Source organism: Pseudoalteromonas ostreae, from assembly GCF_018069805.1.
Taxonomy (GTDB): Bacteria; Pseudomonadota; Gammaproteobacteria; order Enterobacterales; family Alteromonadaceae; genus Pseudoalteromonas; species Pseudoalteromonas ostreae.
Genome location: NZ_JAGPYN010000012.1, coordinates 126,895 through 141,686 on the forward strand (window position 1 = coordinate 126,895; position 14,792 = coordinate 141,686).

The window sequence follows — 14,792 nt, forward strand, 5'->3', positions numbered from 1 at the left end:
TGAAAATATGGAAATAATCCACGGCTTTAAATCAGGAGTTAGAAGCGGAATAAGCAATAATGGGCATGTTGTATATTGCCGCTATGGTCTGCCTCATTTAATTTGTTTACCAATAAATAGACCAGATGATCCATTGCTTAACCCTGCGTTAAGTCATTTAAAAGCATTAAATGGTTATTACGCAAAGCAGTTTTTTGTTAATTTACATCCAGCTTTAAATGGTGCTGATATAGTATCTGTTTTATATCAGTATGTAATGCAAAGTTCGGTTGCACTTGCTGATTATAATCAAGCTGAGTTAATAGAGTTGTTATCTATTTTAACTTCACAAAGTAAACTGTTAATTATTCCTTTATTTGAATGATACAGTCCTGTAAATGTGAATAATGCTGTTGTATAAGTATTAATAAGACAAGGAGTCATAATGGGTAAGCCCGCCGCTACAATTGGTCACATGCACGTTTGTCCTAAAACTACAGGAACAGTTCCTCATGTTGGGGGTCCTGTGGTTGCTGGCTCTGGCAACGTCTTAATTGGTGGTATGCCAGCTGCGCGTAAAGGCGATATGTTGGTATGTATTGGCCCTCCGGATAGTATTAAATCAGGATCAGGAAGCGTTAAAATTAATGGCAAGCCAGCAGCTAGAATGGGCGATGATAGCTCACATGGTGGAAAAATTGTTATTGGTAATCCTACTGTATTGATCGGTGGCTGATTTTGTTATCTATCTATTTAAGTGATCATCAAGCGCAGCTTATGAAAATTAGCAATGCACAGCGCTGCCCGTTTACTTCTGTAGGTTATGTTAAAACACAACAACAGCGGCTATTAGAGTCATGTTGGCTAACAGCTAAAAAAAAGCAAGTTGTGCAACGATTTACTCAGCCAAATTTAGAGCAACTCGTTTCGTTATTGAATGACAATATAAGCCCAGATCTAATCTCACAAGCATGTATCGAGATCATGGCTAATTTACCACAAAATATTAACCTAGCTTTTATTAATAATTTGCTTAAAGAGCCTAGCTTACAAAGTGTTGCAAAGTTAGTTGTACGTAAGGTGTTATTACAGCAGCATAGCTCTAATTTAATCGCATTAATTGATTTACAAACCTTATATTTTGCTTTTTCGGTAAGTAAAAATCCAGCAGTTCAAGCTCTTGTTGAAAGTGAGTTGACGGTCTTTGTAGATAGTCAAGCGGATTTAAAAGACATAGTCACTGGTTTTAATTTTTTGTGCCAAAGTGAGCTTGTTAACTCCCCGTTAATGTCACTTTTTTTATTGTCTTTATCTTGGGAGCAGGTGAATGCGATTGGCAACTATGCGAGTCGTAATTTGGCTACAGAAGGTGTACTGCAAGTATTGTTACAAAGTGGCTTTGTTAAATTACTGCCACTTGTTAATGCATCACTCAATAAAATAGAAAACCCGAGTAGTTTAATTGCCCTAATGAGAAGAATGTTAGGTGATAAGCTTGAGCTGCTCGTTGATTTTGAAACGCAAATAAGAGCGTGCCAAGGGGATCAACAAGCATGTGCTGATTTTAAACAGCAGTTGCAGCTCAATTGGCCAAAATATGAGGAACAGTTTGCGTCTTTGCGGTTAATTGCGGGTAATGCCATGACCGCCAAGCTCAATGCAATCGAAATATCAGCAATGGATTGTTATAGCCAAGCGGTGTTTAATTTACATCGTTACTATCAACATTTAGCTGCTAAAAAGTTAACTGCAGGAGTTTCGGCATGAAAGCTTTTAGCATAGCGATTGAGTCGTTCTCGAGTTTGCATACACACGATATTGATGAGTTGATCTACGGTGAAACTACGCCGGTTACTGAGCATCTCGGTTGGCAATCTTGGGATGCGTGTTTGTATGATTGCATAATAAAATCTAAAGAATTATTTGCAAAGGTTGAAGACCCACAAGCGCCATTAGTTTGGTTATTACCAGCGCTTGCTTATCAAGATGAGCTTAAGCAACTTTTAGCAAATAGTTTAAAGCAGCTTTATCCTGCCCATGTAAGCCACACATTATTTTATGGTGCAGCTGGTGCAAGTACATTAATAGCATTAGCGCAAAAAAATGCTTGGCAAAAAGTAAACGTAATAGCATTAGATGCAACGTTTAAAGCAAACAAGCAAGGGGAGTTTAGCTATCAAGGCGTGGCTGGAATACTGGCTGTGGTTACTGCTAAAAACACAGGATGGCAGCAAACAAGTCACCATTTAGCGCCTTCAATTGATTTTGCTAAACATGATCAGTTACCAGGCATGCTGGAAAAAATAGCACAAACTGCGCAACCCACTATCGAGCTAATTTTTGCACCAGGAAATGGCATCGAACCTGAAAGTGACGTGTGGTTAAACAGTTTGCAGTTACTTGATCATGTAATAAATGAACATACACATTATGAATTACCTAACTATAAATTAGGAAAAATGGGTGCCTTAGAAGGAATTGTCAATTTATATCAATTGACCACAAGCCCCGCAATTGTTGAACGCTATACGCATGCGTTGGTGATTTCACAAGAGCAAGCAAAATATCAAGCCACGGCATCATACTTATGGATAAGTGAGGAAGTACACAACAATGCAAAGTAATATCGTTGTTTTACAAGGAACAAGTTACCCTGTTTGTTTTGTTGCTGGTAAAGGTTCAGCACCACCGGGTTACTTTAGTGTTGTTGCTAATACCCAAGATAGCGCAAAAACGCAAATAGCCCAAATTGGCAGTACACTGAGTGCTGATGTAGCAAAGCGACTTGATCTTATAAACCTGTTAAACAGTGCGGGTGTAAACTGCCCACGCAGCGTATCCGCGCGAGAAGCCGCAAGCGTACTAAGTAAAGCGTTGATTGCAGGTACTGTGAGTTGTTACCACCAAAAAGCTAAAACCGCAATTCAGGTTAGTGATAACACCAATAGCGGCACTGCTAAAAAGCCTGCCAAAAAAGGAACCACTAAAGCCTCAGGTAAAAGTGCCTCTCAAGCGCCGGCTAAAAATAGTGGTGGTGCAAGTAATAATACCCCAAGTGAAGAACCCATCACCCAACAAGCGTGTCGCTCTGATCCGGTTTCTATGCTCTCAGGTGAAGAAATACTGCCGCTTATTGATTTCACCTTAGCAGGCAGTAAACAATTAATTTGGCGACGGTTATATCGCTCATCGCATTCAGATGCATGTAGTGTAATGGGGAATGGTTGGCGCCACGACTTTATGGTCAATTTAACGGAGCACTATTTACCGCCACCTAAAGTAGGCCCAAAACAAAAAGGTACTTACTGGTTAGAATACCAAGATGAACACGGCGCTAAACACCGTTTTGAAAAGGTAAAGCCAGGCCAATCCAGCTACCAATTAAGCAGTAATTTAGCGCTGCATTACCAAGCCAATGGTAAGCACGTACTGGTCACGCCAGATGATCAGCATTTAACCTTTAAAGCGGGTGAAAACGCTTGGTTGCTGGAAAAAATAATCAACGAAAAAGGCCAAAGCATTCAGTTTTACTATGATGCAAAAGAGCGTCTTAACCGTATTGAAGTAAACAAAGCGCGTGGTTGTATACTTAGTTATAACCAGCAAGGCTTATTAAGCAAAATAGCGCCTTACTTCACAAATAAAGACAACAAACAGCAATTGCTATCACCACTATTAGCAAGCTATGAATATGATGAAAACAACAACCTTGTACAAGCCACTAATCAACAAAACGAGACTGAACGCTACGCCTATAACGCGGCTAACTTATTAACTAAGCGTACCCGCGCCAGTGGTTTTAGCCATCATTTTGAATGGGACAGTTACTCATCGAGTGCTAAATGTATAAAACAATGGGGCGATAACAACACCTATACGTATCAGTTTGAATATAACCCAGAGATAGGTGAAACAACCTGTATAGACTCGCGTGGCCATAAAGAACACTTTGTACATAACGCGCAAGGTAAGTTAGTTAAGCACACCGACCCGAATGGTAATGTGTGGCAATACGGCTATAACGCACAAGGCCAAAAAATAACGGAAATAAAGCCAGACAGCAGTAAAATAAAATACAGCTATACCCCTTACGGCCAGTTAGAATCAATAACGCAGCCAGATGGCAGTGTTACCAAATTTGCTTACAACCAATTGGGTCAGCGTGTATTAACCACTTTACCTGATGGGCAAACAATAGCGCGCAAGTACAGCATTGCAGGCCTATTGCAAAGCGAAACATTTGCTGACGGCCGCACTGCACTTTATAGCCACGACAAATTAGGGCAATTAACTCAACATGTGGATGTAACAGGGCAAATAACCAAGTTTGTGTGGAACGAGCAAGGCGAGCTATTAGCCAAGCACCATAACGATGAGCTTATTCGTTATAGTTACGACAGTTTAGGCCGTGTAAATGCCACCATTAATAACGCAGGGCTGCTGACTCAATATAAATACAATGAGCACGGCCAGCTTGCGCAAACCATTGCCTTTGACGAAAAAGATCCTGCACACAAACAGCATCAACATTTTAGTTACGATGATGCAGGGCGGTTAATTAGCTCGCAAAACAGTAAGGGTGATACCACCGAGCAACACTTTGAAGGGCTAAGCCAGCCACATTGTGTTATTCAGCCCGATGGCAGCGCACTGCATTTAACGTACGACAAAGAGCGCAACCTAACCGCTATCGAACGCAGTGACGGCCATGTATACCGCATAAGCTATGACGCTAACGAAAACCCAACGCAAGTAACAGGATTCGATGGCACGCTACAGCAATATAAATACGATGCTTGCAACCGCTTAACCTCGGTTACACAAAGTGATAAACGCCATGTAAAAATAGAGCGTGATAAATTAGGCCGCGTGACTGCGCAGCATGCCAGTTTGGCAACCGATACTCACATCGTTAATAACGCCAATTACTACAGCTATAACCTGCAAGGTAAAATTACCCGTGCGCATAACGCACAATCAACCTTAAAGCAGCAGTTTGATAAAGGTGGGCGGTTACTGCGTGCTGAGCAAGTGCATAATCAGCAACAAGCGCATACCTTAAAATACAGTTACGACGACTACGGCAGAAGGCAATCACTGACCTTGCCAGATTCAAGTATGCTTAAATATAGCTACAATAAATTTGGTCAGCTAAGTGCTATTCATTTACAGCAAGCAAACAGCAAAGAGGTTGAGCTTGCAAAGCCGCTCGTAACATTAAACTACGACAGCCAAGGTAATATTCAAACGCAAAAGTTTGGTAATGACATAACCCTTACCCAACAATTTGATGTATTTAACCGCCTAACACAACAGCAGTTAACCCATCCTGCACAAGCACTATTTGATACCTGTACGTACAATTACGACAGCGTAAACCAACTGATTGCGCGTAAAGAGCAAGGCGTTAGTAGTCATAACATTAATTTTGAGTACAACAGCCTTGGCCAGTTAATTCAACAAAATCTAGCAAGTTCCGAGAACACAAAAACTACCCAATACCAGTGGGATAGTTTTGGTAACCCAGTTAGCCAGTCAAGAATTCAAAATAACGAATTAGCCGAGCAGCAAACGACGCAGCACAATGATAATAGCGATGCCATCAATAAGCTTGAAAGCAACCAGTCAGCTAACACAAATAATGTGCTTCACAGTGAGTATAACGATTCAAATGCAGCAACCGCAGCCAGCAGTGAGCTAATCGAAGACGATGGAGTTATTAAAGGCATCACTGATGCAGACCGTTTAACCCACTTTGGCAACAGCGACTTTCATTATGATGAATTTGGTAACCAAATACGCGAAACCGGTAAAGGCATAAAAACCCGCCGTGAGTACAACGCGTTTAATCAGCTAAGTTGCTTTAATAACAACGGTACGCTTACTCAATACGACTACGACCCACTCGGGCGTCGTATTGCCAAGCACACCGAGCAGGGCAAAATTGACTACATTTGGGATAACGACCAGCTAATTGGCGAATACCAACACGGTGAATATACCTGGTATATCAACCTACCAAATCAATTTCACCCAGTCGCGTTGATTAAAAAAGGTGAAGTGTACTACTACCACCTAGACCAACTGAATACCCCACGCTTTGTAACCAACAACAAAGCAGAAGTCGTGTGGGAAAACCAAGCCGATGCGTATGGTTATGAAGAGCTAAAAGCCGATGCTGACTTTAATAAAGAAAGTAGCTTCACTCAGCCAATCCGCTTTCAAGGGCAGTATTTAGATGAAGAGAGCTGCCTGCATTACAACCGTTATCGTTACTACAGTCCCAAACAACAACGCTTTATAAACCAAGACCCGATTGGCCTAGTGGGTGGGATTAACCACTACCAATATGCACCAAACCCGGTTAACTGGGTGGATCCGATGGGGTTGTTGTGTAAAGAAGGGCAGGCAAAAGTCAAGGCTGCACTTGATGCTAATTCAGCTATACCATCTAAATTAAGAGAGAAGCTGATTGAACTTTCAGAATTAGAGAACTCTCCTTTTACAGCCGATGAAGTTATTTGTAGTATAAATAATACTTCTATCCCTTATTTAGATATGCTTACGACGGATGTAAACAATCAAGGGATACCTATTTCTTATCTGGACGAAGTCGCAAATGCAACAAATAGAACAAGAACGGAAATAGAAAGCCTTTATGATAAGCTTGAGAATGAAACAGGGGTAGATTACAAGACACATATAGAAAAGTATGTAAGTAATAATGAGCATGGAATTAATTTGAAAGATGCTTACTTAATAATGGGTTATACGACAAACTTTTTTATGAAGGGCAGACTAGCGCCTAAGATGCTAAGTGGTGCTAAACTAACTGAAGCTGAAGAAGCTTTGGTATGCAGCCTAAATTTAGCATTGGACAAACTACCTTCTGAAGCTGGAATATTCTATCGGGGACTTGGTAAGTCACCTCTTCCAGATTGGTTTGATGATAAATATAAAAGGGGCTCTGTTTTGACTGAAACATTTTTCGCTTCTGTTAGTGAAGAGTTAAGTCCTGAATATGAAGGGGGAAAAGTAATGATTTTTAAAGCAAATAATGTAAAAGACGTCTCTCCACTTGCAATGGACGTCCATTTTGCTGATAAAATAGGGCAATCACCAGCTAAATCAGAGCATCTGATACAGTCCGGCCATAAACTACTTGTTGATTCGAACATTGATGGTGTTGTTAAATTAACTCAACTTTAAGGATGCAATTATGGTGGATATAAATAACTTTAATTTGGATATCTATAATTTACATAAAGAAGATTTTTTATCCAGCAATGAAGAAGTAATAATAAGGTTTTTCTTAGTAGAAAATAATAGTTTAATTCTCGTTCAATTTATTTCAGACAATAATCTCAATTCTGTTTTCTTTAATGTTTGTGATTTGCAAAGGATACCAAAAGAAGTTCGCTATAGAGAGTATCACGGCAAAGAGATGAGAGAAGCGATTGAAGAATATGCATTAATCGAAACAATTGAGGTTGATTTAGAAACGGGAGATGAGTCCATTGCTGGAAAGGTACTTAAAGAAAATAAAATTGTTTATGAGTGTTGTTATGGTCGATACTTAGATTCAATTGAGCCTACTTTATGGGAGCGCTTTAAAATATCAGAACAGAGTAAATTAGAATCTGAATTGAGGCTCGATAAGGAAGTTTCAAGGTTTAAACTAATGACTTTTCGTGAAAAAGTTGAGTATCTCCGAGGTAAATTTAGGCGTATTTATAAAACTCGATGGGAGTTAACTATCGTGCCTGAGGAATGCTTTTTAAATAAGCAAGAAATAGTGAAATATAGCACGGATGTTGATTTCCAAAATGCTTTAAGAGAAGTACTAGACTTAGAAAAAGAGCTAACTGGGAAATCTGTTTTTGAAATGTATTCGAATATTATGGCTCACGGTGGATAACTAATTAATGTTAGTAGAAATAGCAATAGCAGATGCCTATGGGGCTGGCTTCGAGTTCTCTTCAGAAAAAAAAGTTATGCTGTATAACGACTTGTTAAGCTATTCACGACATGATTTATATGGCTTCTCTGGTAAATACACCGATGATACTCAGATGACAATTGCTATCGTGGAGTTGATGTTAAACAACGAGGAATATACGAATGAAATTATTGCGGATAAGTTTATTGAATGCTTTAAGCGAGACCAACGTTTAGGATATTCAAAAGGCTTCTATCAACTTTTATCAAGTTCAGAGTCAGGCTTTGATCTAATTAATAAAATCAAACCTAATAGCGAAAGGAATGGCGCAGCTATGAGATCTGTGCCTATAGGTTTTTTTAAAGAAAAAGCTAAGCTTCTCGATTTTGCTAAAACGCAAGCTCAAGTTACACATAACACCCCTATAGCTATACGATCCAGTTGTGCAATTGCTTTAGCTTGTCACTTTGGTATCCATCATAAAGGTAAATTATCAAATTTAAAACAATTTTTAGAAGTTGAAGGATATGCAGGGTGGGATTTTGGTTGGAATAAAGAGGTTTCTATCAAAGCATTCGATACTGTTAGCGCTGTTTTTAGCTGTTTAATAAAGAATAGTAACATTAAAAGTTTACTTCAAAGCTGCGTTGCACTTCGAGGGGACACGGATAGTGTTGCTTCTATAGCTGTTGGGTTAGCTTGCTGCTTTAACGAATACGATAAAAACCTGCCTCAAAATTTGATAGCAGATTTAAATGAGTCAACTTATGGCATTCAATTCCTGAGTAGACTTGATAAAGAGTTAAAGAAAAAGTTTACTTGTGAAAAATAAAATAAGGAGAAAATAACTTAAACATCCACTTTAAATGTTGGGTGTTTATTTATTAATAACACGTTCTACTTAAGCAACATAATACTAAGGAATAAACTAGACACCGGAATAAACTAGACACCGGAATAAACTAGACACCCACCCTAATTTTTGCTGTTTGGCGAACTAAGTACTAGGCTTTGTTTAGTGCAAAAAAAAGCAGGGTGTCTTATGGCTATAGCAAGAAAGCGTCAAGTAAGTTTGGTAATAATCAAGACACCCACTTTAAATAGTGAGTATTAATTTGTTGATAATACGTTGTAATTAAAAATACAACTTTAAAGAAAAGGATGCTTCGATGGCAGCAATCAGAATAACTCAATCTGTTGGATTGGGCGGCGCTAACAGTTTAAACGATGTAAAAACTGTACAAACCGCGTTGAATAAATTACTAAAACTCATCCAGCCTACTCAAACTTTAATTGTCGATGGTCGCTTAAACCCTCGCCCAGAAAACTCAAAAACTATTACTGCTATTAAGTTATTCCAAAGCAAAGTATTAAACATGGTTCGTCCCGATGGAAAAATAGATCCTAATGGACGTACTCATCGAAAAATCAATGAAAAATTAGCAAGTCAGGCTGCAATTAGTAGTGTAACTACTGCACTAAAAATGCCTACCACAAATGCATTTTGGATGAAAACGGCTATCGCTGAGGTTGGTGAGGCTGAAGTTCCGGGCACAAAAGCAAATCCACAGATTTTGGAATACTTTAAAGCATCAAAATTTTGGGGTAGTGATGATAGCGGTGGTCAAAATGCATGGTGCGGTTCTTTTGTTGCTTGGGTTATGCAACAGAATAATATGGAGCCTGTTAAAAATGCTTTTAGAGCAAAAGAATGGGCGAGCTTTGGCAAGCCTCTTGATAAACCTGTTTTCGGTGCTATAGGCATTAAATCTCGAAAGGGGGGAGGCCATGTTGCTTTTGTCGTAGGTCAAAGTGCTGATGGAAATTACTTATACATGCTTGGAGGTAATCAAAGTAACAGTGTTAATGTTGCAAAGTATAAAAAAGAATTGTGGGATGATTTTGTAGTACCTGCTAATTTTGACCCTTCATCAGCAAGTTTACCGATTTATACTCAAAAAGCATCAGTTGCAGGGAGTGAAGCATGATAAAAAAAATACTTGTCATTCTTTTTGTTTTATTTGCTTCAACTCATATTGTTTATGCCAAAAGTGATGAACTTTTGGAGTTGAAAGGCTTTAAATACGCAATTAAAAATGTGCATTATTTGGCTAAAGTCAAAATCACAAATGTTGAAATTTTTCGTGAGGAGGATGAATCTGAAAAGCACGTTTACTCAGCTGAAGTGCTAGCAACATACAAAGGTAAATCTCATAAAAGGCTAAGCTATGAGATGTTTGTGGAGCAAGGTGAAGATATTGTTTTTAACTCTGCATCAATTTATGTAGCACTTTGTTTAGATGAAAATGGAACATATTATTGGCCAGGCACTGGTTCTGAATTTAAACCTTCGTTAGTTATTGATAAATGGCTAACTGAAAATAAAAGTAATGTGGAAAAAGTAAGTACTAACGTAGGTTGGTGCGAATAGCACTGTGTAGTAATGATTAAATTTAAATAAACTAATATGGAAATGTAATGAATAAAATAAACACGGATGTAAATTATAGAACAATGGCTGGTAATGCTCGTTTGGTTATTATTGCTGAATCTAGCCACAATCCTGCTTCTTATAAATATGAAGCAATACGAGCACTAAAACAGCTAAAGGCTGCTGGATTCACACACTTTGCAATGGAAATGCTTCCTTTAAAAATAAAAGAAAAAATAGAGTTTTATCAACGAACTGGTAAAGGATTCGATGCTATCAAGCAACACTTTAAAAAAGAGTGGAATTGGAATAGTGCAACGAGCACAGGTTACGCAGAATTAGTTAAAGCTGCCAACACCCTAGGTATGAAAATTATTCCGTTGGATATGCCAATAGAGATGATGGATGAAATTGATAGTAGCTGTGACTGGGATAAAGCAGAAACAGGTTCTTGTTCAGACTCTCATATTAAACGAAATGAAATGTGGGCTGATATTTTACAAAATAGTTTGAAGTTAAATAAAACAACTCGAATTGTTGCATTTATGCACCGTTGGCATGCTTTTAAAGCAGGTGATTATCACCTTGGGTTAGATCAATTAATGCTTAATATGCAAATTCATAATATTCGTCTTATAGATTATATTGGTGGAATTACTTGTTCAGACACGAATATTTGTAAAGGGCAATCAGATGAAGATAAATCATTAAAAGAAACATATTTTTATCGTAAAGGAGCCTTTAAAGTTTCGCCTGTACTTTCTTTTACTGTTCATATCCCTCAAAGAAGGATATCACCTGCTGGTACTTTGACATGGTAAAAGTATTTTTTTCGATTTTTCTGTTTATTTCATTTAATGTCAACTCTGGTGGGCCTCGATGGGATGATTCAATCGACATCAATGATCCAGATATAGCTGTAAAAGTTGTTGTACAACAGTGCCATAAAAGTTTAATTAATGCGCCTGAGCTGCTTGAAGAGTGGTGTGAGAAAGCCATAGAGATGGGCTACTGGAGAGGCTTAATACCTTTAAGTTTACATACAGGTGATGGGACTCGCTTAGTAAATGAAGCAACACAGCGTGTTAAAAACAATGAACCAAGGGCATATTTTACACTTGCTTCCTTATACCGTGATGGACAATTTGTAGAGAAAGATCTTAATAAGGCAATTTCAATATACTCTGCGCTTTTAGCATTAAATGTTGAGACAGTAGATGCTCTGGTGAACAGTGCTCACCTTGAGTTAGCAAAACTATACTATACGCAAAAAAACTGGCTTGCAGTAACTGAACATGCTCAGTATGTTATTGACAACTCAGCACTGGAACTTGATAAAAAACAAGCTGTTAATTTATTAGAGTCAGCTAAAGAAAAAGCGTTAACTAAAAAGTAAGTTATTTAGTGAATATAGATAAATTAAAGGAGCTATAAACGCCAAACGTAAGGCGCTATAGAAATAACTATGGAACAACAACACCAACAAACACTGACCAACCTTGTATACGATATTTACGAGGATCCAACCAAAATTGACGAGCATCAAGAGCTTATTCAGCCTTTACTTAGCGATTTAATTGCAACTGCCCCTGTTGGCTTTGAGGGCATGGCGACGATGATTAATACTCACATATCGAACGGGTTTAAGTTTAAAAATCCCAAGATACAAAAGTTTGAGCTTGAGTCGGGCTTATTAAAGCTTAAAACCTACTTTCAAAAGATAAATTGTTAACCGTTTTAATTATTTAAACTCTGAGATTGGCAGAGAGCACGAATAAACTAGACACCTATTCTAATTTTGCAGTTTAGTAAACAAAGTACTACCACTTTATATAGCGTTTCGTTCGGCGTGCATTTTGTATGGTGATGAGCACTCTACAGGTCAACCCTCAATTATCACAGAGGCTGAGTTGAAGATAAGTTGCTTAAGCTCGAAAGGTGTTTTGTATTGATGTATGTGTTTACGCAGTTTTGAGTAACCACACTCAACACGCAGAGATAACTATAAGATTAAAGTTGTAATGAAATATGTAAGTCGATACGCTTATTTAAGCGAGCTAATGTAGAGGGAATGATTTGTTTTTTAGTGATAAGCAAAAAAATAAAGTGGAATTTTATGCACTTGTATATGTAATCTCGTTTTTATTGCCATTTCCTGCTTCGCTATATTCTGTTGCATTATCTCAATTAGGTGGTATAGCACTTTGGCTGATTGGCTCAATAACATATATGATTGTTTACCTGCGAGTCGTGTCAGAATTACCAAAAGAAGATAGGTATTTTGTTACATGGGGTCAAGCAAGCTATTTTCCTCAAGTGCTTTTTAAAGTAGCCCCTGTATTAATATTTATACTTCTATGCTTATTGGGAAGTTTATAGTGTTTAAAAACGATGAGGTGTTTTTATTATTCCCCCCATTGAAGCTTTTACGTAAGTTCTTATTAGTAACAGTTCTCTTACTTATGGGAACTGTTTATACAGGAATGACATTGTTAACACAGTACTTTGATATAAGTCCTGAGTGGCTGTTGGGCATTTTGTTTTCCGTTGGAATTATGTTTTGCTTTTTTAACTTTAAAGTTAGCCAAGGCTCTTTTCTATGTGCAAAGATATTGAAATACTATGCTCTATTTTTAGCTTTGATTTGCTTACCATCATTTATAATTTTAGAGGGAAGTAGTTATCATATAGCTACAGTTACTAATATAGCCTTTATGCTGCTGTCTTTTTATCTAATTAAAGGAAATAAATACCAAGGCTTAATTAAATATCAATATAACTTTTTTAAAGATATAAAAGATGCTCGGGCCGCTGTTCAAAAAGAGATGGCTAAAGGAAGCAGAAAGAGAAAGTAAAGCTATTGCTAATATTTAACTATCTTCTTTATTTAAAATTGATAGAACTATAAAAGCCAAAAAGGAAACTAATGGGCTAGGCTTTGTATTATTAATAAAAGATGAAATTATTTTGATAAGTGGATGCTAGAGACACTCAATCACGTAAAAACTAATATTAAAAAGGATTTTAAAATGTCATCAATCAGAATAACTCAATCTGTTGGATTGGGCGGGCATAATAGCTTAAATGATGTAAAAACTGTACAAACGGCGTTGAATAAATTACTAAAACTTATCCCACCTACACAAGCTTTAGTTGTAGATGGTCGGTTAAACCCTCGCCTTGAAAACTCTAAAACCGTAGCCGCTATAAAGTTATTTCAAAGTAAAGTATTAAACATGGTTCGCCCTGATGGGAAAATAAATCCGAATGATGCTACTTTTCGCAAAATTAATGAAAAGCTTATAGCCATGGTAGTTAAAAATAACTTTAAGCTACCAATTGCCTGTACAGATGTTCAAAAGTTATCAGAGTCGGATTATCAAGATATTGCCAAGGAGCTTGGTTGTAAAGTTGCAGCTATAAAAGCAGTCGCTGAAGTTGAGTCATCAGGTGACGCATTTTTCTCAAATGGCAAGCCGAAGATTCTGTTTGAAGCTCATATTTTCTCTCGTCTGACAAATCATATTTATGATACAAGTCATCCATCTATCTCTAGTAGAAGCTGGAACCGTAGTTTATATACTGGAGGATCTCAGGAATATGCAAGGCTCGAAAAAGCAATGGAATTGAACGTTGTTGAGGCCTTAAAAGCAGCTTCTTGGGGGCGTTTTCAAATCATGGGATTTAACTACAGTGCGTCTGGTTTTGCAAGTGTTGAACAGTTTGTGAAAGCAATGTTTAACTCTGAAAGAAAGCAGCTTGATGCGTTTGTTAGTTTTGTAAAGAGTAAAGGGTTAGATAAGTATTTATTGACATTAAATTGGGCTGCATTTGCTAAGGGTTATAATGGCGCGCAGTATACACAAAATAAGTATGATATTAAACTACAGAAGGCATTTGAAAAGTATGATAAAAAGTAACGTCGCAAAGTTTATTTTGGCTATTCCCTTGATCTTTATTGCGTCATGCAATGCAGCTCAAAGTAGTTCGCAAGTTATATTTAAATGTAATACTGATGAGCCTACACCCATTGAGCTGGTTGTTAGTAAAGTAGGTAATAAACTTCACTTAGATAAATTCACTATAAATGCTCCCACAGCTATTGATTTAATGGACCTTAAAACTGTAAAAAAATCGAGCTATCATCGCTCTTTAGTTACTGAGCATAGCTTGACTTTTAGTGATGATGGAATTGAAGTTATAGTGAGTGATTACTATAGCGAGGAGTTTGATGCAGTAACAAAGGAAAAAACAGTCACACTACAAATGAAAGACACAAAAAAATACTGGGTTTGTGACAGTACTGCTATGAGTAAATTAGCTTCTATTGAAGATTTTTAGCCAATTCAAATCGCGAGGACGAAATACCCCGCTCACGAAGTGAGTTCTGCGTAGCAGAAGGGCTTGCCCCGGGGATGTTTATTTAGTAGTTTTACTAAGTAA

At 37.7% G+C, this 14,792-nt stretch carries 16 protein-coding genes; all 16 read left to right on the plus strand.

The annotated features are described in order from the left end of the window. The first annotated feature begins 7 nt into the window (after positions 1 to 7). The 16 genes from J7338_RS11530 to J7338_RS11605 all read left to right on the plus strand — a co-directional run bounded on the left by J7338_RS11530 (position 8) and on the right by J7338_RS11605 (position 14,690). Positions 8 to 364, plus strand: a complete 357-nt coding sequence (locus J7338_RS11530; protein ID WP_169021071.1) for a hypothetical protein — start codon at positions 8 to 10, stop codon at positions 362 to 364. A gap of 60 nt (positions 365 to 424) precedes the next feature. Then, entirely contained in the window at positions 425 to 715 is a 291-nt protein-coding gene (locus J7338_RS11535) for a PAAR domain-containing protein (protein WP_064664604.1), read from the plus strand. Between the two features lie 41 nt (positions 716 to 756). Next, on the plus strand, positions 757 to 1,746 hold the full coding sequence (locus tag J7338_RS11540) for a hypothetical protein (protein ID WP_228732971.1): 990 nt from the start codon (positions 757 to 759) through the stop codon (positions 1,744 to 1,746). After that, a complete protein-coding gene (locus tag J7338_RS11545) occupies positions 1,743 to 2,603 on the plus strand; it encodes a hypothetical protein (protein WP_210797195.1) in 861 nt (286 codons plus the stop codon). The genes J7338_RS11540 and J7338_RS11545 overlap by 4 nt, the downstream gene beginning before the upstream one ends. Continuing rightward, positions 2,593 to 7,188, plus strand: a complete 4,596-nt coding sequence (locus tag J7338_RS11550) for an RHS repeat-associated core domain-containing protein (protein ID WP_228732972.1) — start codon at positions 2,593 to 2,595, stop codon at positions 7,186 to 7,188. The genes J7338_RS11545 and J7338_RS11550 overlap by 11 nt, the downstream gene beginning before the upstream one ends. Positions 7,189 to 7,198: 10 nt before the next feature. Further along, a complete protein-coding gene (locus J7338_RS11555; RefSeq protein ID WP_210797196.1) occupies positions 7,199 to 7,897 on the plus strand; it encodes a hypothetical protein in 699 nt (232 codons plus the stop codon). 7 nt (positions 7,898 to 7,904) lie between these two features. Then, a complete protein-coding gene (locus J7338_RS11560; protein WP_210797197.1) occupies positions 7,905 to 8,750 on the plus strand; it encodes an ADP-ribosylglycohydrolase family protein in 846 nt (281 codons plus the stop codon). A gap of 337 nt (positions 8,751 to 9,087) precedes the next feature. Continuing rightward, positions 9,088 to 9,906 (plus strand): TIGR02594 family protein, encoded by an 819-nt coding sequence (locus tag J7338_RS11565; RefSeq protein ID WP_210797198.1) that lies wholly within the window; start codon positions 9,088 to 9,090, stop codon positions 9,904 to 9,906. Beyond that, positions 9,903 to 10,349 carry a hypothetical protein gene (locus J7338_RS11570; protein WP_210797199.1) on the plus strand — a complete coding sequence of 149 codons (447 nt, stop codon included), beginning with the start codon at positions 9,903 to 9,905 and terminating at the stop codon, positions 10,347 to 10,349. Before J7338_RS11565 ends, J7338_RS11570 begins: the two co-directional genes overlap by 4 nt. A gap of 47 nt (positions 10,350 to 10,396) precedes the next feature. Further along, positions 10,397 to 11,170, plus strand: a complete 774-nt coding sequence (locus tag J7338_RS11575; protein WP_210797200.1) for a TraB/GumN family protein — start codon at positions 10,397 to 10,399, stop codon at positions 11,168 to 11,170. Beyond that, positions 11,164 to 11,745 (plus strand): tetratricopeptide repeat protein, encoded by a 582-nt coding sequence (locus J7338_RS11580; RefSeq protein ID WP_210797201.1) that lies wholly within the window; start codon positions 11,164 to 11,166, stop codon positions 11,743 to 11,745. The genes J7338_RS11575 and J7338_RS11580 overlap by 7 nt, the downstream gene beginning before the upstream one ends. A gap of 69 nt (positions 11,746 to 11,814) precedes the next feature. After that, positions 11,815 to 12,081: a hypothetical protein gene (locus J7338_RS11585; RefSeq protein ID WP_210797202.1), complete on the plus strand. Its 267-nt coding sequence runs from the start codon at positions 11,815 to 11,817 to the stop codon at positions 12,079 to 12,081. A 344-nt stretch (positions 12,082 to 12,425) separates the two neighbouring features. After that, positions 12,426 to 12,728, plus strand: a complete 303-nt coding sequence (locus J7338_RS11590; RefSeq protein ID WP_210797203.1) for a hypothetical protein — start codon at positions 12,426 to 12,428, stop codon at positions 12,726 to 12,728. After that, on the plus strand, positions 12,728 to 13,204 hold the full coding sequence (locus J7338_RS11595; RefSeq protein ID WP_210797204.1) for a hypothetical protein: 477 nt from the start codon (positions 12,728 to 12,730) through the stop codon (positions 13,202 to 13,204). The genes J7338_RS11590 and J7338_RS11595 overlap by 1 nt, the downstream gene beginning before the upstream one ends. Positions 13,205 to 13,378: 174 nt before the next feature. After that, positions 13,379 to 14,269 (plus strand): N-acetylmuramidase domain-containing protein, encoded by an 891-nt coding sequence (locus tag J7338_RS11600; RefSeq protein ID WP_210797205.1) that lies wholly within the window; start codon positions 13,379 to 13,381, stop codon positions 14,267 to 14,269. Beyond that, positions 14,247 to 14,690 (plus strand): hypothetical protein, encoded by a 444-nt coding sequence (locus tag J7338_RS11605; protein ID WP_210797206.1) that lies wholly within the window; start codon positions 14,247 to 14,249, stop codon positions 14,688 to 14,690. The genes J7338_RS11600 and J7338_RS11605 overlap by 23 nt, the downstream gene beginning before the upstream one ends. Positions 14,691 to 14,792: the final 102 nt, after the last annotated feature.